Genomic DNA, 22,486 nt, shown 5'->3' on the forward strand with positions numbered 1-22,486 from the left:
CCGAGCCTACGATGAACCAGAGTCTGAAGATATCTCTACCGCCAAGCGAAGTGCCCACCACCATTGCCCGGTTGGTATTCCAAAGCGCCGAACGTTTTGCCGGTCGCACGGCCATCGAAGACAACGGACAGTGCACTGATTACGCCGAGTTGCCAGAACGGGTCATGGGCTTTGCCCGGGGCTTGATGGCGCTGGGCATTCAGGCCGGCGACCGGGTCGGTGTCTGGGCGCCGAACAGCTGTGACTGGATCCTCGCGGCGCTGGGCATTCAATGCGCTGGTGCGGTGCTGGTGCCAATCAATACGCGCATGAAGGGCCTTGAGGCCGCCGATGTACTGGAACGCAGTGGTTGCCGGCTGTTGTTTGTCCAGCAACGTTTTCTCGACGTCGACTACCCGGCGCTGCTCGCTCCTCATCGGCCGGCCAGCCTCGAACACCTGGTGATTCTCGATGGCGACACGCCTGGGTTGTCTTCAGACCTGACCCTTGCACAGTTCCTGCACGGTGCCGCGAACATCGATGCCGAGAGTGCCAAGCGCCGCGCATTGGCAGTCGACCCTGAGGCCATGTGCGACTTGTTGTTCACCTCCGGCACCACCGGCAAACCCAAGGGCGTGATGAGCGGTCATGGCCAGAACCTGCGGGCCTTCAGCGAATATGTCAAGGTCATCGGCCTGGTGCCGGGCGACCGCTACCTGATCGTCAATCCGTTTTTCCACGCCTTTGGCTATAAAGCCGGTTGGCTGACCTGCCTGATCGGCGGGGCGACCATCCTGCCGCATGCGGTGTTCGACGCAGAAGACGTCTTCCAGCGAATTGCCCGAGAGCGCATCAGCATCCTGCCCGGCGCGCCGACCCTGTACCTGTCGCTATTGGCCCATCCGCGGCTCAAGCAGACTGACCTGTCGAGCCTGCGCATCGCGGTAACCGGCTCGGCCAGCATTCCGCCGAGCCTGATCGAGCGCATGCGCAACGAGTTGGGGTTTGCCGTGGTCACCACTGCCTACGGCCTGACCGAGTGCGGCGGGCTGGCGACCATCTGCGATCCTCAGGACTCGGCGCAGGTGATCGCGGGCACCAGCGGCCGGCCGATTGCCGGTACCGAAGTGAGCATCCGCGACCCGCACAACCAGGCGCTGAACTCAGGGCAAACCGGCGAGATCTGCCTGCGTGGTTTTCACATCATGCAGGGTTATTTCCAGAACCCCGAAGCTACCCGCGAAACCATCGATGCCGAAGGCTGGCTGCACACCGGTGATGTCGGACGCCTGGATGAGGCAGGCAACCTGATCATTACCGACCGCCTGAAGGACATGTTCATCGTCGGTGGTTTCAACTGCTATCCCGCGGAAATAGAAGCGGCGCTGATCAGGCACCCGGCAATTGCCCAGGTGGCGGTGATCGGCATCGCCGACGAACGCATGGGCGAGGTCGGTTGTGCCTGCGTGGTGCTGCGTGAAGGAGAAGAACTCGACGAGGCGCAACTGATCGCCTGGAGCCGTGAGCAGATGGCCAATTACAAGGTGCCGCGCCAGATACGCTTCTTCAGCGCCTTGCCCCTCAATCCGTCTAGCAAAGTGGCGAAAAACGAACTGCGCGCGATGGTCAACAGCGTTCAGGTGTGAGGCGCGCTCATCTCACCAAACGGACGATGTACACGGCACCGGCTTTTTTCATGCTGTGGCAACACGAGCAAAAAATAACAACAAAAGGAGAGGAGCATGTTTACGCGGAATATTGTTGCGCGCCATTCGGGGAACCTGATCAGGAGTCGCTGCCTGTTGGCAACGGCCATCACTGTCGCCAGTGCCACGACCAGCGCCGCACCGACCATCCAACTGGGAGAAAACACCACACTGGATTCGTCGCTGACGGTCAACTACACCGCCTCCATGCGTACCGCCAAGCAGGCCAGTCAATACCTCAACGACCTGAACAACGACGACGGCACGCGCAACTTCAAACGCGGATCCTTGATCAACAACCGTCTGAGCCTGTTTGGCGAGCTGCTACTCAAGCACGACAACCTCGGTGTGGTGCTCCGCGGCAGTGATTTCTATGACGATGTCTATAACCAGCGCAACGCCAACGACTCGCCAGAGACGGTGAACAAGTTAGGCCACAACGATGGCTTCAGTGACAAAACCCGCCAACTGAGTGGCAGCACTGCGCGCCTGCTCGATGCGTATGTGTATGGCAACTTCGAAGTCGGCGAAACCCAGTACCTGTCGCTCAAGGCCGGGCGGCATCTGGTGGCCTGGGGCGAGAGTCTGTTCTGGCCCAACATCAGCCAGGGCCAGGCCCCGGTGGACGCCACCAAGTTCAACGTGCCGGGCACTGAGGCCAAGGACTCGTACCTGCCGGTGGGGCAGGTGTCCGGGTCGTGGTCGCTGAATGAAAAACTGGCGCTGGTGAGCTACTACCAATACGAGTGGGAAAAGACCGAACTCAATCCCGTGGGTGACTATTTCGGCAGCGACACCTTCGGTCCCGGCGCCGAGTTCTTTCGTTTGGGCAGCGGTGTGGTTAGCAGTCTGCCCAATGGCGCGGCGGTTGCTTATGCCGGTCAGAAGGGCGCCAGCGACAGCGGCCAATGGGGCCTGGGTGTGCGTTACCGGATCACCGAGAACACCGAGGTGGGACTGTTTCATTATCGCTATAACGAGCGCATTGGCTCGTTGTTCTTCGACTTCACCGGCAACACCCAGTACTCGTCGCTCAAGGGCATCGGCCATAACGGCAATGCGATGACTTATCGCATGGGCTACTTCGAAGACGTCAAGCTGACCGGGATCAGCTTCAGCTCGAAGGTCGGCGACTCGGTGCAGTACGCAGGCGATCTGAGCTACCGCGACGGTGCCTCCGTTTACCTGAACAACGGCGCGCCGACCACTGGGCAAATCTGGCAAGGCAACCTCAACGCCTCGTACATTCTCGGACCGAGCTTCCTGGCCCAGCAGACCACCTTTGTGGGCGAAGTGGTGCATCAACGCATCGCCTCGGTGGACAGCCTGACGATCACTGGCGGTGGAGCTGGCGTGGACGGCACGTTCGATACGTTCGAGTCGAACTCCCAGACTCGCGGCTCGACCCTGCTGGGCGTTGGCGCCTACATGGACTATCCGTCCATTGCTGATGGCCTGGACTTGAGCACCAAAGTGGTATGGACACAGAACGTCGACGGCAGCGCCTATCAGGGCCTGGGCCGTGACGAAAAGCGCCTGACCGTGGGTGGCGACTTCAAGTACCTGGGCAACTTCCAGATCGGCATGACCTATGTCGCCTACCTGAGCTCGCCGGATGTCGCCCAGGGCCGACTGCTGGCTGACCGCGATTACCTGTCGCTCAACGCCAAGTACACCTTCTGATGATCACGGCTGCGTCGCGATATGGCGACGCAGCTTTCATTTGTAGCCTGATAACAACAAAGAGAGGCCTGTCATGAACCCTCGTCCGACCCCATCACCGTTCAGCCCTATTGCGATTGGTCCACTGACCCTGAAAAACCGGTTTATCAAGTCAGCCACCAACGAGGGCATGAGTGTCCAGGGCGTGCCTTCCAAACAATTGGTCAAGCTGCACTCGGCCCTGGTCGCTGGCGGCATCGCTCTGACCACCGTGGCCTATTGCGCGGTGAGCAGCGATGGCCGCACGTTGCCCAACCAGTTGACCCTCACCCAATCCAGCCTGCCACACTTCAAGGCCCTGACCGACGGGGTGCACCAGGCCGGTGGACTGGCCAGCGCGCAGATCACCCATGGCGGCTGCTTTACCTTTATCCGCGAGCGCTCGACCAAACGTCCGCTGTCAGCCAGCGGCGGCTTCAACAAGATCGGCATGATGAGTGGCATGTTCCTCAAACAGGCGATGAACGAAGCCGACATGCAGCAAGTGGTGCGTGACTTCGCGCAAGGAGCGCGCCTGGCACGCCAGGCGGGATTCGATGCAGTGGAAATCCACATGGGCCACGGCTACCTGCTCAGCCAGTTCATTTCGCCGATGTACAACAAACGCCGCGACCAGTACGGCGGGAGCCTGGAAAACCGCCTGCGTTTTCCGCGCCGGGTGCTGCGTGCGGTGCTGGATGCGGTCGGCCAGGACATGGCGGTGATCTGCAAATACAGCGTCACTGAAGGTGTGCGCGCCGGTAACAGCGCTGAAGACGGGGCGAAGATTGCCCGCATGCTGGAAGAAGAGGGAGCGCACCTGCTGGTGCTCAGCGCCGGGATGAACGCCGAGTCGATCACCACCATGTTCGGTTCCTCGTTCCCCAAGGAAAACCGGGTGCAGCAGAAGAACAAGTTGATTGCCTTTGCGATGGACATCCAGCGTCGCAAAGAACCGACCGTGGAATTCCGTGAGCTGTATTTGCTGGAACATGCGCGCAAGGTGCGTGCAGCGGTGAAAATGCCATTGGCTTATCTGGGCGGCGCCAAGAGCCTGGCGAGCGTCGAAAAGCTGATGGCCGAGGGCTTCGACCTGGTCGCCATGGGCCGGGTGTTGCTGGCCGAGAATGACTACGTCAACAAGCTCGCCAGTGGCGCCAGCCGCGACTCGATCTGCACCGCCTGCAACCGCTGTGTGGCGATGATGTACACCCCCGGCGGCACCTCCTGCGTACTGGGCCAGCCCGGCGATGCCGAGTTGAACAGCCAGCCGGCGGCGGGGCGCTAACCGGCGCTCAAAAAAACACCACGTCCCCTGAGGGGCGTAGTGTTTGGCGCTCAACCGTTCTGCAGGAAGTCGATGCAGCTGCGATTGAACAGCTCGCGGTGTTCCACCTGGACCCAATGCCCGCAACGGTTGAGCACGATGAACCGGGCGTTCGGCGCGCCGTCGATGATGCGCTGGGCGCCGCTGATCGGGTTGAAGTGATCGTTGGTGCCCCAGAAGCCGAGGATCGGGCACTGGATCTCGCCCAGGCGTGTTTCCATGTTCGGCACCATCATCGTGCTGAACAGGTTCTTGGGCTGGGTCACCGCCACTGCCACGCGTTCTTGCAGCAGGCTTTCCGGCAGGATCGAATCATCGAACAGTTGCAGACGCATCATGCTGCGCATCTCGTCCATGCCGATGGGACCGGCGCTGAACAGGCTGACCATGCGCACGATGCCTTCCATTTTGAAGTAGGTCTCCCGCTCCTCGACACCGCCCGGTGCGAGCAGGATCAGGCTCTGGGGCAGTTGCGGCAGGCGCAGGGCCAGACCCAGGGCAATCGCGCCACCCAGCGAGTTACCCAGCAGGGTGCAGCGCTTCACGGCGATGGCTTCCAGAAACGCCGCCACGCAGTCGACGAAGAAATCCAGGTTGTACTGGGCATCCTCGGGTTTGTCCGAACGGCCAAAACCCGGCAGGTCGAGCACGATGTTGCGATAGCCGGCGGCGACGAACTGCGGGTAGTTGCCCTTGAAGTTGCTGAAGCCACTGGCGCCCGGCCCGCTGCCGTGCAGCCACAGCACCACGGGGCCCGCGCCCTCATCCAGATAGTGCAGGCGCAAGCCGTTGTTGGGCAGCGTTGCGTAATGGCCGACGGGCAGGGGCAGGTCTACGGGTTGGTTCATGGGGTTCTCCATTGTCTGCGGATTCATGAAGCACAGCCGCGCCAGGCGCTACAGCGAGTTGAATGCAGCGAGTTGAAGAGGAGCACTGCGCCTGGCGTGGTGCGCACCATAAGAATGCTGGGCCCGTACGGCATTGCCGGCATCGTCCGTTCAGACCACGCGGCGATAGTCCCATTGGACGATGCGTGCCAAGGCACTTGCCGCTAATCATTCAGGGGACGGCTCCATTGCAAAAGCAGCGGGCCGCAGGGTATTTGCATATTCGGAGATTGCTATGAAGTTACTCAATAAAGTGGCCTTTGTGACCGGTGCCGCGCAGGGCATGGGCCAGGCCATCGTGCGTGGTTTTGTCGCCGAAGGCGCCAAGGTGGTGGCCGTCGACCTGAATCAGACTGCCCTGGCCGAGAGCCTGGCAGACCTGGGCGACAAGGTACTGGCCCTGGCCTGCAACGTCGGTGACGGCGCCTCCGTGGCCGATGCCATGGGCCAGGCCGAGCAGCACTTCGGCGGCCTCGACGTCCTGGTCAACAACGCTGGCGTGGGCGCGCTGGACAGCTTCCTCGAAACCCCGGACGAAAGTTGGGCACGGGTGATCAGTGTGAACCTGGGCGGCACCTTCCTGTGCTGCCGCGAAGGCGCCAAACTGATGGTCAAGGGTGGCCGCAAAGGCGCGATCATCAACCTCTCCAGCACCGCCGCGCTGACCGGTGACGGTCCTAGCCACTACTGCGCCTCGAAAGCCGGGGTGATGGGCCTGACCCGCTCGATCGCCCGTGAACTGGCGGCCAGCGGTATACGCGTCAACACCCTCGTGCCGGGGCCGACCAATACGCCGATGATGGCCGGCATCCCTGATGACTACATGCAGACGCTGCTGAAAAATGTACCGTTGGGACGTATGTGCGAAACCGACGAGATTGCCCGTGTCGCGGTATTCCTCGCCAGCGAAGACGCCAGTTTCATGACCGGCCAGAACATCGCGGTTAACGGCGGCATGGCCTTTATCTGATCGGAGAGTCACTGATGAGCAAGCGTTTACAGGGAAAAATCGCCTTTGTGACCGGCGCCGGTTCGGGCATCGGTGAAGCCACCGCGCTGCGGTTCGCCGAGGAGGGCGCCACCGTCGTGCTCTGCGGGCGACGCGTGGAGCCGTTGCAAGGTGTGCAGGAAAAAATCATTGGGTCCGGCGGGAACGCTGAAATTGCCGTGGCCGACGTCAGTGACGAGCAGGCCTACGTCAGTGCATTGGAAGCCACCGCGCAACGCCACGGTCGCCTGGACATTCTGGTCAACAATGCGATGGCCTACACTTGGGGCGGCATCGACACCATGTCCACCGCCGACTGGCACGCCAACTTCGCCACTACCGTCGATGGCACCTTCTTTGGCACCCGCACCGCGATGCGCCTGATGAAAGAGCAGGGCGGCGGTTCGATCGTCAACATTGCCTCGATCTGCGGCCTGTTCGGCACCGCGTGGATGGCCGGTTACTCGGCGGCCAAGGCCGCGGTGATCAACTTCAGCCGGGCGGCGGCCAGTGAAGGCGCGCCCAACAACATTCGTTGCAACGTGATTATCCCCGGCGTGGTCGATACCCCGGCCACCGCCGGCATGCTCGGCGACGCCAAGGCCCGCACCAACACCGAGAAAGTCATCCCGATGAAACGGGTCGGCCTGCCGGTGGAACTGGCCAACGCCATTCTTTTCCTGGCCAGCGACGAAGCTTCCTACGTGACCGGTGCCAGCCTGGCGGTGGACGGCGGACGTGGTTCCGACCTGTATACGGTGTTCGACTGATGGGCCTGGAATCCGCCGCGCTGCTCGAGCGCATCGACCGCCTTGAATCGCTGGACGCGATCCGTCAACTGGCCGGCAAGTACGCGTTGGCCTTGGACATGCGCGACATGGATGCCATGGCCAACTGTTTCGCCCCGGACGTGCGTGTGGGGCGGGACAAGACGGGGCGTGCACACCTCAAGGAATGGTTGGACGAAACCATGCGCAAGCAGTTTCACGGCACTTCCCATCACCTGGGGCAGCACATCATCGAGTTCAGCGACCCGGATCACGCCACGGGCGTGGTCTATTCCAAGAACGAGCATGAGACGGGCCCTGAGTGGGTCATCATGCAGATGCTGTATTGGGACGACTACGAGCGGATCAACGGACGCTGGTGCTTCCGTCGCCGCTTGCCGTGCTACTGGTACGCCACCGACCTGAATAAGCCACCGATTGGCGGCCTGAAAATGCGCTGGCCGGGGCGCGAGCCGTACGGCGGTTCCTTCCATGAGTTGTTTCCGTCGTGGGATGCGTTCTGGGCACAACGTCCGGACAAGGACGCCTTGCCGCAGATTGCCGAACCAGCGCCGTTGGAAGGCTTTCTCAAAACCCTGCGCCGTGGGGCGGATGACCCGAAGATTCGCGTGCGCTGAACAATCAGGGCGGCCTCTGAAGGAGTGCCGCCCTTTTGCTCGCGCGACGGCGGCCTGACAGCCGACCTGTATTGTGTTTTATGTGTACATATCCATTCCTGCGGTAACGGCCACTTATGGTTTCGCCCTTACGGCCAGCCCTTTCAAGGTCTTCGTTTAGAATCCCCTAAAAACCAGTCAGGGTGACGAAAACGATGTGGGCAGAAGTTCTAGCGCGGTTTGAAAAAAAGACACCGGCCAGTGTCATGACGAAATTGATACTGGAGCAGGCTGTTCCTGCCGAATGGGTTGATCAGGTGTTTGAAGAACACCGTCAACGCCAGTACCCGCGTGAGCTTTTGTTTTCGACCATCGTTGAGCTGATGTCCCTTGTTTCATTGGGTTTGCGCCCTTCTTTGCATGCCGCTGCCCGGCAAATGGAGGGGCTGCCGGTTACGTTGGCGGCGCTCTATGACAAGGTCAGCCGCACAGAGCCCGCGTTGCTGCGGGCGTTGGTTACAGGAAGCGCCGAGCGCCTGGCTCCGACGATAAAAGAGTTGGGCTGCTCAGCCATTTTGCCCGGCTGGCAGCTGCGCATTGTCGACGGCAACCACCTGCCTTCTACTGAAAAACGCTTGGGGGCTTTGCGGCGTGAGCGAGGTGCGGCGCGACCAGGGTTTTCAGTAGTGGTCTACGACCCGGACCTCGATCAGATCGTCGACTTGCAGCCATGCGAGGATGCCTACGCCAGTGAGCGCGTCAGCGTGCTGCCGCTGTTGGCCCACGCCACTAAGGGCCAGCTATGGATGGCCGATCGGCTGTACTGCACGCTGCCCGTCATGCAAGCCTGCGAGGAAGCGGGGGCTTCGTTCATTATTCGCCAGCAAAGCAAACATCCACGGTTGATTGAGGAAGGCGGCTGGCAAGAATCTGTGGCCATCGAATCCGCAACGGTGCGCGAGCAAATCATCGAACTCAAAGGTGGTCACCGCTGGCGTCGAGTTGAACTGAACCTACAGACACCTACTGACTCAGGCGACACTGTGATGTGGTTCTGGAGCAACTTGCCAGACACCGTCAGCGCCGGGCAGATCGCCGAGTTATACCGTCGTCGCTGGAGTATCGAAGGGATGTTCCAGCGCCTGGAATCGGTGCTGGACAGTGAAATCGAAAGCCTTGGCGCTCCGCGGGCGGCGTTGCTGGGTTTTGCCTCGGCGATCCTGGCCTACAACGTCCTGGCAGTGCTCAAGCGCAGCGTGGAACAGGCTCATCGCGAGACATTGCCCGAAGGCTGGGAAGCTTCGATCTTCCACCTGACGGTACAAGTGCGTAGCGGATACGAGGGCATGCAGATCGCACTGCCCTCAGATTACCTGACACTTCAAACGACCTTAGAAACGCTGGCAACGCGACTGTTGGCGCTCGCCAGGAATATCAAGCCCAAGCAAGTGGCCAAAAGCATACGTGGTCCCAAAATCGCCAAACCCAAGGAGTGGCTGGACGGCAAAGCTGCGCACGCTCATGTGTCGACGGATCGGGTGCTTAAGGCCCATAAAGGGAAAACACCTTGAAAGGGCTGGCCCTTACGGCGAGTCCCTTTTGGCAAACGCCCCAAAAGGAACCAAAAGGTCTTGCCCCACCATTCGGCCCCTCGCCAAGGCTCGGGGTGCCCTCACTCCGGCATTGCTCCGTGGGCCCGCCGCGATCGGCCATCCATGGCCGTGCGCGGTTATCCCGGCATCCATGCCGGGATGCCCACTGCGCAACGCCTGCGTTCGGCCTCTGGAAACGGGGCGGGTGGATCAAGATCAAAAGCCAAAGCCAGAGCCAAGCAAGATCAAAAGATCGCAGCCTTCGGCAGCTCCTACGGGGAAATGTGCACGAGCTACCGACCAGGTCGGCCGGTCGGCCGCCTCGGGTGTTTTTGATTTTCTTGCCCCCTCGAGAGGCCCACGGAGAAGGACCGGAGCGAGGGCATGCCGAGCCTTAGCGAGGCACCGAACGAAAGGGGCAAGAGCGTTTGGTTACTTTGCGCTTTTCAAAGTGACCCGCTGTAAGAGCGGAACCATAGGCGGCCGTTACCGCTTCAATGGATATGTACACCATCCACCGATGATGGTGTATGTGTTGGCCCCATCGCGAGCAGGCTCGCTCCCACAGTTTTTTGATGGCGTTCAGATCATGCGTTCACCCGTGGCTCCCGCGGCATGCCCAGCGCCCGTTCGGCAATCACATTGCGCTGAATCTCATTGCTGCCGCCATAAATGGTGTCGGAGCGGGTAAACAGAAACAGCGACTGCAGACGGCTGAGCTGGTAGGGCGCGGCGTCGAGGATTTCCCCGGCATCGCCCAGCACGTCCATGGCCAGTTTGCCCAGGTCGCTGTGCCAGGTGGACCAGGCCAGTTTGTAGATCATTGCTTCACGCCCGAGGTTGCCGTCTTGCGGACCTGAAAGCATACGCAGCGAGTTATAGCGCAACACCTTGAGCCCGGCCCAGGCCTGGGCGATGCGCTGGCGTAGCAACGGGTCGCGGGCGGCGCTGTTGGTGCGGGCGATGCGGATGATTTCGTCTAGTTCGTTGTGAAACTGCATCTGCTGACCCAGCGTCGATACGCCGCGCTCAAAACCCAACAGCGCCATGGCGATCTTCCAGCCATCGCCCGGTTGACCGATCAGGTTGTCGGCATGGGTAACAGCCTGGTCAAAGAACACCTCGTTGAACTCACTGGTGCCGGTCAATTGCTGGATCGGTTGCACGCGGATGCTGTCCTGGGCCATCGGCACCAGCAGGAACGACAAACCGTGATGCCCCTGGCTGCCAGGCTCGGTGCGCGCCAGCACGAAACACCAGTCGGCCTCGTGGGCCAGGGAGGTCCAGACCTTCTGCCCGCTGATCAGCCAGTGCTCGCCGGTGGCATCCAGCTTCGCCCGGGTCTGCACGTTGGCCAGGTCGGAACCTGCGCCCGGTTCCGAATAGCCCTGGCACCAGAACTGGCTGCCATCAAGGATGCCGGGCAACAAGCGTTGCTGTTGAGCCGGAGTGCCGAAGGCGGCGAGTGTCGGGCCGACCAGGCCTTCGCCAATATGGCCCATGCGTCCGGGGCCGCCGGCGCGGGCATATTCCTCGTGGAAGATCACCTGCTGGCTGATCGACAGTCCGCGTCCGCCGTGTTCTTTCGACCAGCCAACGCCGATCCAGCCACCGGCGGCAAGCCGGCGTTCCCAGGCTTTACGCTCCTCGGGAAAGCTGTGCTCATCCCCCGGTCCGCCGCGAAAACGCAATGGCGCAAACTCGCCGCTCAGGTGCTCGGCCAGCCACTGGGCGACTTCTTTACGGAACGCTTCGTCTGCACCACTGAAACCGATTTTCATGCTTGCTCTCCCAAAAGGTGCGCGGCCAGACGCTCGCGGTGCAGCGCCGGGCTGCCCAACAGATGCTCGCCGGCGCGGGCACGTTTGAAGTACAGGTGTGGATCGTATTCCCAGGTAAAACCGACGCCGCCATGCAGCTGGATCGACTCGGCGGCGCAGTGGAAAAACGCCTCGCTGGCATGGATCTTTGCCGTGGCGGCTGCCTGCTCAAGTTCCTCGATCACCGCGATATCGCCGTTCGGGTCGAGACGTTCCTGGGCCACGCAGGCGGCGTAGTAGGCCGCCGACCGGGCGCATTCGACTTGCAGCATCATGTCGGCACAGCGGTGCTTGATCGCCTGGAAACTGGCGATGGTGCGTTTGAATTGCCGGCGTTCGGCGATGTACGCCAGGGTCAGGTCCAGGGCCTGTTGCGCGCCTCCAGCCTGCTCGGCGGCCAGGCCGATGGCGGCGATCAGCAGGGTGTCGCGCAGCACCGGCCAGCCTTGCTCGGGGCTGCACAGTAGCTGTGCCTCGTTGACCTTCACCTGTTGCAGTTCAATGCGTGCCAGGCGACGGGTCTGGTCGAGGGTGGCCAAGGGAGTGCGGATCACGCCCGGCATATCGCCCGGCAAGACGAACAGGCTGATGCCCTGTTCGTCCTGGGTGCCGGGAACGCGGGCGGCAACGATCAGCAGGTCGGCCGAGGCACCATCGATGACTTGTGCGTACTGGCCCTCAAGGGTCCAGCCTCCCGGGCACGGCTCGGCAACGGCTTGCACACTGCATGCTTTTAGTCCTGGAACACTGGCAAAGGCCAGGGTGGCGCGGGTTTCGCCGGCGGCAATCGCCCCCAGCCAGTGCTCCTGCACAGCTTCATTGTGCCCCAGCAACAAGGCCGGGGTGGCCAGGCACGCCGTGGCAAACAGCGGTGAACCCAGCAGGTAGCGACCGCTTTGTTCCAGCAGGATCGCCAGCTCGACAAAACCCAGGCCCATGCCGCCAAAGCGCTCGGGCACCATCAACGCCGGCCAGTACAGCTCCTGGCCGATCCGCCGCCAGACCTCGGGATCATGCGCATCCGGGCGGTTCATCGCGGCGCGCACGGCATGCGAGTCGCTGGCCTGGGCGAGAAAACGCTCGGCGCTGTCGCGAATCATCAGGTGCTCTTCGGTAAAAGCGAACTCCATGGGGGCGGTCTCTGCAAGGCGGATGGATGCGCAAAGTCTGAGCGGGTGGGAGCGGTGTTCGAATCACTAAAACGGACTAGGGACAGTGCGTCATCGGGCTCCTGCAGGGTGCTTAGTCTCAACGGACGATGAAGTGCAAGGTGGCGCTTAGCACAATGCCAGCCACGTAAGCCATTCAGCCAACGAGGACCCAGGCATGATCGACATTCGCGGTTTGAGCTATTTCGTCTCGCAGATCGAAAACCTCAGCCATTGGCAGCGTTACGCCGAGGACGTGCTAGGCATGCAGGTACAGCCAGCGCCGGGCGGTGGCTTGTACGTGAAAATGGACGAGCGTCCGTTTCGCATGCTGATCGTCGAAGGCAGCGAGGCGCGTTATCTGGCTTCCGGTTGGGAGCTGGCCAACGAGCCGGCATTCCAGGCCGCACTTGAGCACCTGAGCGCTGCCGGCATCGAATGGCAACCGGGCACTGCCGCCGAAATTGACCAGCGCGGCGTACAGGCGCTGGTCAAGGTCACCGATCCATCGGGCAATTGCCATGAACTGAGCTGGGGCCATCGCTCCGACTGCCTGCCGTTCATTTCGCCGCAAGGTGTGCCGCGCTTCATCACCGGCGACATGGGCCTGGGCCACACGGTGCTGCCGGCACCGAACTTCGACGCCACCCTGGCGTTCGCCAAGGATGTGCTGGGCTTCAAGCTGTCGGACATTTTCAACTTCCGTCCCGACCCGTCGGCACCTGCGATCCGTATTCACTTCCTGCATTGCCACAACGCCCGTCATCACAGTCTGGCATTGGCCGAATACCCGGTGCCGTCAGGTTGCGTGCACGTGATGGTCGAGGTGGATTCGATGACCGAGGTGGGGCGCGCGCATGACCGTTTGCTGGCCCATGACGTGAGCCTGTCGGCAACCCTCGGCCAGCACCTCAACGACCGCATGACCAGCTTCTACATGAAGACGCCGTCCGGCTTCGATCTGGAATACGGCTTTGGCGGATTGCAAGTTGACTGGGCCGAGCATTCGGCATTCGAGTTCACCCGCGTGAGCATTTGGGGGCACGACTTTTCAGTCGGCCAATAGTAAGGAATTGTCATGATGAACAAACAACTGACAGCGGCCGATGCGGTCGCCCAATTGCGCGATGGCATGACCATCGGTTTCGGTGGCTGGGGGCCACGGCGTAAGCCGATGGCGATCGTACGCGAGATCCTGCGCTCGCCGGTCAAGGACTTGACGGTGGTCGCCTACGGTGGCCCGGAAGTGGGCATGCTGTGTGCCGCCGGCAAGGTCAAGAAGCTGGTGTTCGGCTTCGCCACCCTCGATGCCATTCCGTTGGAACCCTACTACCGCAAAGCCCGCGAGGCCGGTGAGCTGGAATTGCTGGAGCTGGACGAAGGCATGTTCCAGTGGGGGCTGCGCGCCGCTGGGATGCGCCTGCCGTTTCTGCCGACCCGTTGCGGCCTGGCCACCGACGTGACCCGCCTCAACCCGGAGCTCAAGACCATCGCGTCGCCGTATGCCGATGGCGAGGTGCTGCTGGCCATGCCGGCGCTGAACCTCGATGTTGCGTTCCTGCATGTCAACGTCGCCGACCGCCTGGGCAATTGCCTGGTGACCGGGCCGGACCCGTATTTCGACCACCTGTTCGCCCGTGCCGCCAACCAGTGTTTTGTCTCGTGCGAGCGCCTGGAAGAACGCCTGGAACTGAGCGCCGACCAGGCCCGTTTCAATACCTTCGAGCGTTACCTGGTGAGTGGTGTGGTGCATGCACCTCTCGGTGCGCACCCGACGCTCTGCGCCCCCGACTACGGCTGGGACATGAAGCACCTCAAGGGTTATGTCGCCAGCAGCCAGGCGGAAAACGGCTGGCAGGACTATGTGCAGACCTACATCGCCAGTGGCGAGCAGGCCTATCAGGCACAGAACGGCGGTGCCGATTCCATGGGCGCCTTGCCCCTTCCCGTGTTCTGAGGATTAGCGACTATGTCTGCAACCTGTGATTTCACCCTCGCTGAACTGATGATCGTCGCCGCCTCTGAGGCCTGGCGCGGCAATGGCGAAGTGATTGCCTCGGGTCTTGGCGTGATTCCGCGCCTGGGTGCGAGCCTTGCCAAACTCACCCACAGCCCTGAACTGTTGATGACCGACAGTGAAGCGTTCCTGGTCGAAGAGCCGATCCCGCTAGGCCCGCGTGGCGACTATGTGCCGCGTTACTCCGGCTACATGTCGTTCGAGCGGGTGTTCGAATGCGTCTGGGGCGGTCGTCGTCACGCGATGATCGGGCCGACCCAGATCGACCGCTGGGGCCAGACCAACCTGTCCTGCGTCGGCGACTATCAGAAGCCCAGGACCGCGATCCTCGGCGTGCGCGGCTTGCCGGGCAACAGCATCAACCACCTCAACTCGTTTTTCGTGCCCAGCCATAACACCCGGGTGTTCGTCAGCGGTGAGGTGGACATGGTCTCCGGTGTCGGCTTCAAGGCCGAGCGCTGGCCCGAAGGTGCCCGCCGCGACTTGATGGACATCCATTGCGTGGTCAGCGACCTCTGCGTCCTAGATTTCAATGGCCCGGAACGTGCGGTGCAGGTGCGCTCGTTGCACCCCGGCGTGAGTTTCGAACAGGTGCAGAACAACACCGGTTTCCCGTTGCTCAAGTCGGCGCAATTGCACGAGACCGCCCACCCCACCCAAGAGCAGTTGGCCCTGATCCGCCGACTCGACCCCCATGATTACCGCGCCACAGCGATCAAGGGTAATCCGGCCGGCATCCGTACGGCCTGAGGCGAGGACAGTGAACATGCACAGCAGCGATAGTGAACTCGTCGTCCGCGAGGACAAAGCCGTCTACGAAACAGACACACCGGTGCTGTACAGCGTGGCCGAGGGTATTGCCACGCTGACGCTGAACCGGCCGACCTTCAACAACGCGCAAAACTCGCAGATGACCTACGCCCTGGACGCCGCCTTTCGCCAGGCGGTGGACGACGACAGCGTCAAGGTCATAGTCCTGCGCGGCAACGGCAAGCATTTCTCGGCAGGCCACGATATCGGCACGCCGGGACGTGATATCGACAAGCCGTTCGAACGCGCGCACCTGTGGTGGGACCACACCAACAAGCCCGGCGGCGAGCAACTCTATGCCCGCGAGCAGGAAGTCTATTTGGGTATGTGCCGTCGCTGGCGCGAGCTGCCCAAACCGACCATCGCCATGGTCCAGGGTGCGTGCGTGGCAGGCGGGCTGATGCTGGCCTGGGTGTGCGATTTGATCGTCGCCAGCGATGACGCGTTCTTTCAGGATCCGGTGGTGCGCATGGGCATTCCGGGAGTGGAGTATTTTGCCCATCCCTATGAAATGAACCCGCGTATCGCCAAGGAATTCCTCTTCACCGGTGACCGCATGAGCGCGACCCGAGCCTGGCAAGTGGGAATGGTCAACCGCATGGTGCCCCGCGAGGAGCTGGAGCAGGCCACCTATGCTCTGGCCGCCGGCATCGCCCGTCAGCCGCGCATGGGCTTGGCCCTGACCAAGCAGGCGATCAACCACGTCGAGGATCTGCAAGGCAAGCGCACAGCGATGGATGCGGTGTTCGCCTGGCACCATTTCGCTCATGCCCATAACGAACTTTTGTCCGGCGACAAACTGGGCGGCTTCGACGCCAAGGGCATGGCGCGGGCGAACAAGCAGGCAGAGGACAAGAGCCAATGAATCGCTGGCTGGATACGCCACTGACCGAGGCCCTTGGTTGCCGCTACCCGATTGTGCAAACCGCCATGGGTTGGGTTGCCGACGCCAATCTGGTGATCGCCACGACCCAGGCCGGGGGCTTCGGTTTCCTGGCCGGGGCGACCATCACGGCCGCTGAGCTGGAAGGCGAAATCTGCAAGGTGATCGACGCCACTGGCGGCAGCAATTTCGGCCTCAATTTTCATATGTTCCAGGACAACGCCGCGCAGTGCGTTGACCTGGCGATCCAGTACCGTCTGCGCGCCGTGAGCTACGGGCGCGGCCCGGACAAACAGACCATCGCGCGTTTCAAGGCGGCCAATGTGCTGTGCATTCCCACCGTGGGCGCACTCAAGCACGCGTTGAAGGCGGTGGAACTGGGCGCCGACATGATCACCATTCAGGGTGGCGAGGGCGGCGGCCATACCGGTGGGGTACCCAGTTCCATTCTGTTGCCTCAGGTACTGGCGGCGGTCAACGTGCCGGTGATCGCCGCCGGCGGTTATGCCACCGGTCGTGGCCTGGCCTCGGTGCTGGCTGCCGGGGGCGCCGGCATCGCCATGGGCACGCGGTTCCTCATGACTCGCGAATCGCCGACACCGGCTGCGACCCTGGAGCGCTACCTGAAGGTCAATGATCCGCAGCAGGTGCGCGTGACCACGGCGGTGGATGGGATGCGCCATCGCATGATCGAAAACCGTTTTATCAATCATCTGGAGAAGGCCGGTTCGTTCGGCCGCCTGCGCATCGCCCTGGGCAGCGCCTGGCAGTGGAAGCAGCAGACCGGCATGAGCCTGGGGCACATGGCCTCGGTCTTTTTCCGTGCATTGCGTGAGGATCCCTCGGGGCTGTCGCAAGTGGTGATGGCCGCCAACCAGCCAGTGCTGTTGCAGCGTTCGATGGTCGATGGCGCCCCGGACGAGGGCATCCTGCCCAGCGGCCAGGTCGCGGCGGCCATCAGCGAGTTGCTCAGTTGTCGTGAAGTCATCGAAGGCATCGCCAGCGAGGCCCAGCAATGCCTGGACGCACTCCTGGCCCGCAGCCAGACCCGTCCATCGAACCATCCAGCCAGTATTGGAGAGCCCCTGTGAACCAGGCATTTACGACACAACTCAATCAGGGGATCGCTGAACTGGTGATCGCCAAACCACCGGTCAACGCCCTCGACAGCCAGGAATGGCATGCCCTGGCGCGGGAGATCGAAGCCCTTGGGGCTAATCCCGAAGTGCGGGTAATCGTGATCCGCGCCGAAGGCCGGGGCTTTTGCGCCGGTGTCGACATCAAGGAACTGGACAAGCATCCGGAGCGGATCGTCGAGGTCAATGCCGGTAACTACGCCACCTTCAAGGCCGTGCACCGCAACCCGGTGCCGGTGATTGTCGCGGTCCATGGTTTTGTCCTGGGCGGCGGCATCGGCATTACCGGGGCGGCGGACATCGTCGTCGCGTCCGAATGCGCGACCTTCGCCTTGCCGGAAGTCGACCGTGGCGCCATGGGTGGCGGTGCGCACTTGCAGCGGCTGTTCCCGGTGCAAAAAGTCCGCTACTTGTTCTTTACCGGCGACAGCATTGGCGCCCCTGAAGCCCTGCAATATGGCTTTATCGAGCGGATCGTGACCAAGGACCAACTGCGCGAAACCGCTCTGGGCATCGCAGCGAAAATCGCTGAAAAGAGCCCAGGCATGATCCGCATTGCCAAGGAAGCCTTGAACGGCATCGAAGACGGCAACCTGGAAGACAAATACCGCTGGGAACAGGGCTTCACCATGCAAGCCTACAGCAGCCCGGACTCCGCGGAAACGCGCCGGGCCTTCGTCGAAAAACGCGACGCCAAGTTCTGAGGGAACGCCATGGAACTGACTTACACGCCCCAACAAACTGCCTTTCGCGCCGAAGTACGCGCCTGGCTGGCGACCAACCTTCCGCGCGAACCGCTCGCCAGCTACGACACCCGGGAAGGCTTTGAACAGCACCGCGCCTGGGAAGCGAAGTTGTTCGATAGCCGCTGGTCGATGGTGATGTGGCCCGCCGAACTGGGTGGTCGCGGTTGCGATTTGATCGAGTGGCTGATCTTCGAAGAAGAGTACTACGGTGCCGGGGCACCGATGCGCGTCAACCAGAACGGCCAGTTGCTGTTGGGGCCCACGCTGATGGAATTCGGCACCCCGGAACAGAAACAGCGCTTTCTCCCACGCATGGCCGCCAGCTTGGACATGTGGGCACAAGGCTGGTCGGAACCGAATGCCGGTTCGGACATGGCGGCGATCACCAGCAAGGCAACGCTCGACGGCGAGCATTACGTGATCAACGGCCAGAAGACCTGGTCGACCCGAGCGATCTTCGCCGACTGGCTATTTGGCCTGTTCCGCAGCGAACCGGGCTCTTCGCGCCACCACGGCCTGTCGTTCGTGATGGTGCCGCTGGATGCGCCGGGAGTGAGCATTCGCCCGATCAAGGCACTCAACGGCAAGGACGCTTTTGCCGAAGTATTTTTCGACGACGTCCGCGTGCCGGTGGCCAACCGCATTGGTGCCGAAGGGCAGGGCTGGCATGTGGCAATGGCCACCGCCGGTTTTGAACGCGGGTTGCTGCTGCGTTCACCGGCGCGTTTCCAGTACACCGCGCGCAAATTGGTGGAACTGTACAAGGCCAACCGCGACAGCGCCGACCGCGATCCGAGCCTGCGTGACGCGGTGCTGGAAACCTGGATGGGCGCCGAGGCCTATGCCCTGTCGGCCTACTACACAGTCGGGCGTCTCAGCCGGGGCGAGCAGATCGGTGCCGAGTCGAGTATCAACAAGATCATCTGGTCGGAGCTCGACCTGAAAATGCACGAAACCGCCATGCGCATTCTAAGCACCCGCGCCGAGCTGCTGCCTCCTGTCGATGGCGATGCGGCAGGCTGGCTGGAGGGTTTCCTGTTCGCCCAGTCCGGGCCGATCTACGCCGGCACCAACGAAATCCAGCGCAACATCATTGCCGAGCGGATGCTCGGCTTGCCGAAATAAGGAACGGGCCATGGACTTCACCTTTACCGATGACCAGCTTACGTTTCGCGAAGCCATCAGTCGTTTCCTGATGACGGAAGCCGCCCCGGAAATGCTCCGGGAAATCTGGGAAACCGATGTCGGTCGCTCACCAGACCTGCGTCACAAGATCGCCGCTCAGGGCCTGACTGCATTATCGGTTCCCGAAGCCGAGGGTGGCCTGGGCATGGACGATGTGGCCTGGGCACTGATGACCCAGGAACTGGGGTATTACGCGATTCCCGACTCCCTGGCCGACACCGCGTATGTCGCCACGGGCTTGCTCGCCAGCCTGGGAACGGGGCACCCGGCCCGCAGCAGCCTGTTGCCACGCATCGCCGACGGTACCTTGCGCCTTGCCATCAGCCATCCGGTCAATCCGCTGGTCAGCGATGCGCAACTGGCAGAAGTGTTGATCCTCATCGATGGCGACGACATTCATGTGGTGCCGCGTTCGCAGGTGGATGTGCAGCACCATCCGACCATCGATGCTTCGCGACGCCTGGGCCGGGTGACCTGGAACCCGACACCGGTCACCTGCGTGGCCAGTGGCGTTATGGGTCGTGCCTTGCAGGCGCGACTGCTCGACCGTGGCGCTTTGTCGGTGGCCGGGCAATTGCTCGGGCTGGCGCAACGCATGCTCGATTTGTCGGTGGACTACGTCGCTCAGCGCAAGCAATTTGGCAAACCCATTGGCAGCTTCCAGGCAGTCAAGCATCACCTGGCCGATGTCGCCCGCCAGATCGAACAGGCCAAGCCAGTGTTGTACCGCGCTGCACACGGCCTGGCCCAAGGTGATAGCAACGCCAGCGTCTGGGTTTCCCAGGCCCGCCTGGCTTGTTGCGAGGCAAGCTGGGTGGCCGCGCGCAAAGGCATTCAGGTGCACGGCGCAATGGGTTACACCTGGGAAGTCGATCTGCAGATGTTCATGAAACGTGCCTGGGCGCTCGATGCGTCCTGGGGTGATCGCGGCTTCCATAAAACCCGTGTCAGCGACTACCTGTTCGCCGAAGGTGCCCGCCTGGGCCCGGGCCATACTTTCGAGGAGTGAGACATGCCAGAGGCCTATATTGTTGATGCACTGCGCAGCCCGACCGGCAAGCGCAAAGGCGCCTTGAGCGAGGTCCACGCCATTGACCTGGGCGCCCAGGTGCTCAAGGCATTGGTGGAACGCAATGCCATTCCCGGCGAAGACTATGACGACGTGATTTTCGGTTGCGTCGACACCATCGGCTCCCAGGCCGGTGATATTGCCCGTACCAGTTGGCTCGCCGCCGGGTTGCCACTGAATGTGCCCGGTACCACGATCGATCGCCAGTGCGGGTCGTCGCAGCAGGCGCTGCATTTCGCGGCGCAGGCGGTGATGAGTGGCACCCAGGATGTGATCGCCGTGGGCGGGGTGCAAACCATGACCCGGATTCCGATTTCCTCGGCCATGCTCGCTGGGCAACCGCTGGGTTTTACCGATCCGTTTTCCGGTAGCGAAGGTTGGCGCGCACGTTTCGGTGATCAGCCGGTCAACCAATTCTACGCCGCCCAGCGCATCGCCGATCATTGGGGCATCACTCGTGAGCAGATGGAAGCATTTGCCCTGCAAAGCCATAACCGCGCCCTGGCCGCCATCGAGAGCGGGCGTTTCGCTCGGGAAATCGTTGCTTGCAACGGCCTGCGTGCGGATGAAACTCCGCGCCTGACCAGCCTGGCAAAAATGGCCGAGCTGCTGCCGGTGGATCCACAATTTCCCTCGATCACCGCGGCCGTTTCGAGCCAGACCTGCGACGCTTCAGCGGCGTTGCTGGTGGTGTCGGAGGCGGCGCTCAAGCGCTACGACCTGACGCCACGGGCGCGCATCCATCACCTCACGGTGCTGGGCGATGATCCGATCTGGCACCTGACTGCGCCAATCGCCGCGACACGCCGAGCCCTGGAGAAAACCGGACTGCGCATGAGCGATATCGACCGGGTAGAGATCAACGAAGCCTTTGCCTCGGTGGTCATGGCCTGGGCCAAGGAACTGGACTACGACCCGGAGCGCACTAACGTCAACGGTGGCGCCATTGCCCTGGGTCACCCGCTCGGCGCCACGGGAGCCCGGCTGATGACCACGCTGTTGAACGAACTGGAATGCAGCGGTGGCCGTTATGGTCTGCAAACCATGTGCGAAGGCGGCGGTCAGGCCAACGTCACTATCATCGAACGCCTCTAGGTTATTCCCATCCGTACCGCCGTCCGTTGGGCCTGCGGTCACGCAGTAATAAGGAGTCAAGCATGGCTATTTGTTCAGACCGCACCGTGATCATCACCGGGGCCGGCGGCGGGCTCGGTCGCGCCTATGCGCTGGCGTTCGCGGCAGCAGGCGCCAACGTGGTGATCAACGATATTCGCGCCGACGCGGCGCAAGATGTAGCGGGTGAGATCCGCGCCAACGGTGGTCAAGCCATCGCCAACAGTGACGACATCACTACCCTGGCCACCGCCGAGCACATTATCGAGTCCGCGCTAGCGGCATTCGGTGAGGTGCACGTACTGGTCAACAATGCCGGGGTCCTGCGCGACCGCATGTTCATCAGTCTCAGCGAAGAGGATTGGGACATGGTCATGCGGGTTCACCTCAAGGGCCATTACTGCCTGGCGAACCTGTTGGGGCGGCGTTGGCGTGATCTGGCCAAGGCCGGCACTCCGGTCGACGGACGCATTATCAACACCAGTTCCGGCGCGGGCCTGCAAGGCTCGGTGGGGCAGTCCAACTATTCGGCGGCCAAGGGCGGGATTGCCGCACTGACGCTGGTGCAAGCGGCAGAGCTGGCGCGCTACGGCGTCACCGCCAACGCTTTGGCCCCGGCGGCGCGCACCTCGATGACCGAAAGCGCCATGCCCGATGTGGTGAAGATGCCCGAGGACGGCAGTTTCGATGCCTGGGCGCCGGAAAACGTTGCGCCGTTGGTGGTGTGGTTGGGCAGCGCCGAATCGGCCCACGTCAGCGGCCAGATTTTCGAAAGCCAGGGTGGGCGTATTTCCCTTGGGGACGGCTGGCGCACCGGGGTTACCCGCGACAAGGGCGCGTTATGGCGTGTCGAGGAAATCGGCGCCGCCGTCGATGCGATCCTCAGCGAAGCGCCTGCGGCGCAGCGGGTCTGGGGCAGCTGATCGCGCCGAACTGGCCGCCCCAGGTGGCCATACCCCGTTTTGACGATGTGCCGGCCCGGGCTTGGCTTTATA

20 protein-coding genes are annotated in these 22,486 nt (G+C 62.2%); 17 read left to right on the plus strand and 3 right to left on the minus strand.

Annotation, left to right across the window (positions count from 1 at the left end; all coding sequences use genetic code 11):
* Positions 1-11: 11 nt before the first annotated feature.
* From AC3ITY_RS10840 to AC3ITY_RS10850, 3 genes are all read left to right on the plus strand, one after another.
* Positions 12-1,625: a FadD3 family acyl-CoA ligase gene (locus AC3ITY_RS10840; protein WP_489308982.1), complete on the plus strand. Its 1,614-nt coding sequence runs from the start codon at positions 12-14 to the stop codon at positions 1,623-1,625.
* Between the two features lie 96 nt (positions 1,626-1,721).
* Positions 1,722-3,368, plus strand: coding sequence for a DUF1302 domain-containing protein (locus tag AC3ITY_RS10845; RefSeq protein ID WP_489308984.1), 1,647 nt, complete (start codon positions 1,722-1,724; stop codon positions 3,366-3,368).
* A gap of 73 nt (positions 3,369-3,441) precedes the next feature.
* Positions 3,442-4,674, plus strand: coding sequence for an NADH:flavin oxidoreductase (locus tag AC3ITY_RS10850; protein ID WP_489308986.1), 1,233 nt, complete (start codon positions 3,442-3,444; stop codon positions 4,672-4,674).
* Positions 4,675-4,724: 50 nt separating this feature from the next.
* On the opposite strand, the gene AC3ITY_RS10855 is transcribed toward AC3ITY_RS10850, so the two are convergent.
* Positions 4,725-5,561 carry an alpha/beta fold hydrolase gene (locus AC3ITY_RS10855; RefSeq protein WP_489308988.1) on the minus strand — a complete coding sequence of 279 codons (837 nt, stop codon included), beginning with the start codon at positions 5,559-5,561 and terminating at the stop codon, positions 4,725-4,727.
* A 274-nt stretch (positions 5,562-5,835) separates the two neighbouring features.
* Here AC3ITY_RS10855 and AC3ITY_RS10860 point away from each other — a divergent pair, with 274 nt between their 5' ends.
* The 4 genes from AC3ITY_RS10860 to AC3ITY_RS10875 all read left to right on the plus strand — a co-directional run bounded on the left by AC3ITY_RS10860 (position 5,836) and on the right by AC3ITY_RS10875 (position 9,543).
* Positions 5,836-6,570, plus strand: coding sequence for an SDR family NAD(P)-dependent oxidoreductase (locus tag AC3ITY_RS10860; protein ID WP_489308990.1), 735 nt, complete (start codon positions 5,836-5,838; stop codon positions 6,568-6,570).
* Positions 6,571-6,584: 14 nt separating this feature from the next.
* Positions 6,585-7,358 carry an SDR family NAD(P)-dependent oxidoreductase gene (locus AC3ITY_RS10865; protein ID WP_489308992.1) on the plus strand — a complete coding sequence of 258 codons (774 nt, stop codon included), beginning with the start codon at positions 6,585-6,587 and terminating at the stop codon, positions 7,356-7,358.
* Between the two features lie 5 nt (positions 7,359-7,363).
* Positions 7,364-7,993, plus strand: coding sequence for a nuclear transport factor 2 family protein (locus AC3ITY_RS10870; protein WP_489310836.1), 630 nt, complete (start codon positions 7,364-7,366; stop codon positions 7,991-7,993).
* Between the two features lie 245 nt (positions 7,994-8,238).
* Complete coding sequence (locus AC3ITY_RS10875; RefSeq protein ID WP_489305208.1) at positions 8,239-9,543, plus strand: IS4 family transposase; 1,305 nt, start codon at positions 8,239-8,241, stop codon at positions 9,541-9,543.
* Positions 9,544-10,151: 608 nt separating this feature from the next.
* Here the strand turns inward: AC3ITY_RS10875 and AC3ITY_RS10880 are convergent.
* Positions 10,152-11,345 (minus strand): acyl-CoA dehydrogenase family protein, encoded by a 1,194-nt coding sequence (locus tag AC3ITY_RS10880; protein ID WP_489308994.1) that lies wholly within the window; start codon positions 11,343-11,345, stop codon positions 10,152-10,154.
* Positions 11,342-12,514 (minus strand): acyl-CoA dehydrogenase family protein, encoded by a 1,173-nt coding sequence (locus AC3ITY_RS10885; RefSeq protein WP_489308996.1) that lies wholly within the window; start codon positions 12,512-12,514, stop codon positions 11,342-11,344. The genes AC3ITY_RS10880 and AC3ITY_RS10885 overlap by 4 nt, the downstream gene beginning before the upstream one ends.
* 196 nt (positions 12,515-12,710) lie before the next feature.
* On the opposite strand from AC3ITY_RS10885, the gene AC3ITY_RS10890 reads away from it, so the two are divergent.
* The 10 genes from AC3ITY_RS10890 to AC3ITY_RS10935 all read left to right on the plus strand — a co-directional run bounded on the left by AC3ITY_RS10890 (position 12,711) and on the right by AC3ITY_RS10935 (position 22,414).
* Complete coding sequence (locus AC3ITY_RS10890) at positions 12,711-13,598, plus strand: VOC family protein (protein WP_489308998.1); 888 nt, start codon at positions 12,711-12,713, stop codon at positions 13,596-13,598.
* Between the two features lie 15 nt (positions 13,599-13,613).
* On the plus strand, positions 13,614-14,489 hold the full coding sequence (locus AC3ITY_RS10895; RefSeq protein ID WP_489310838.1) for a CoA transferase subunit A: 876 nt from the start codon (positions 13,614-13,616) through the stop codon (positions 14,487-14,489).
* A gap of 12 nt (positions 14,490-14,501) precedes the next feature.
* Positions 14,502-15,299: a CoA-transferase subunit beta gene (locus tag AC3ITY_RS10900; protein ID WP_489309000.1), complete on the plus strand. Its 798-nt coding sequence runs from the start codon at positions 14,502-14,504 to the stop codon at positions 15,297-15,299.
* Between the two features lie 16 nt (positions 15,300-15,315).
* Positions 15,316-16,224, plus strand: a complete 909-nt coding sequence (locus AC3ITY_RS10905) for an enoyl-CoA hydratase (protein ID WP_489309002.1) — start codon at positions 15,316-15,318, stop codon at positions 16,222-16,224.
* Positions 16,221-17,333 carry an NAD(P)H-dependent flavin oxidoreductase gene (locus AC3ITY_RS10910; protein ID WP_489309004.1) on the plus strand — a complete coding sequence of 371 codons (1,113 nt, stop codon included), beginning with the start codon at positions 16,221-16,223 and terminating at the stop codon, positions 17,331-17,333. Before AC3ITY_RS10905 ends, AC3ITY_RS10910 begins: the two co-directional genes overlap by 4 nt.
* On the plus strand, positions 17,330-18,082 hold the full coding sequence (locus tag AC3ITY_RS10915; protein ID WP_489309006.1) for an enoyl-CoA hydratase family protein: 753 nt from the start codon (positions 17,330-17,332) through the stop codon (positions 18,080-18,082). Before AC3ITY_RS10910 ends, AC3ITY_RS10915 begins: the two co-directional genes overlap by 4 nt.
* A gap of 9 nt (positions 18,083-18,091) precedes the next feature.
* A complete protein-coding gene (locus tag AC3ITY_RS10920) occupies positions 18,092-19,249 on the plus strand; it encodes an acyl-CoA dehydrogenase family protein (protein ID WP_489309008.1) in 1,158 nt (385 codons plus the stop codon).
* A gap of 10 nt (positions 19,250-19,259) precedes the next feature.
* The gene (locus AC3ITY_RS10925) at positions 19,260-20,318 is read left to right on the plus strand and encodes an acyl-CoA dehydrogenase family protein (protein ID WP_489309010.1); all 1,059 of its coding nucleotides are present in this window, start codon (positions 19,260-19,262) and stop codon (positions 20,316-20,318) included.
* A gap of 3 nt (positions 20,319-20,321) precedes the next feature.
* On the plus strand, positions 20,322-21,473 hold the full coding sequence (locus AC3ITY_RS10930) for an acetyl-CoA C-acetyltransferase (RefSeq protein WP_489309012.1): 1,152 nt from the start codon (positions 20,322-20,324) through the stop codon (positions 21,471-21,473).
* A 62-nt stretch (positions 21,474-21,535) separates the two neighbouring features.
* Positions 21,536-22,414: an SDR family oxidoreductase gene (locus AC3ITY_RS10935; RefSeq protein ID WP_489309014.1), complete on the plus strand. Its 879-nt coding sequence runs from the start codon at positions 21,536-21,538 to the stop codon at positions 22,412-22,414.
* Positions 22,415-22,486 lie beyond the last annotated feature (72 nt).

It is taken from the genome of Pseudomonas sp. GL_091, assembly GCF_057837725.1.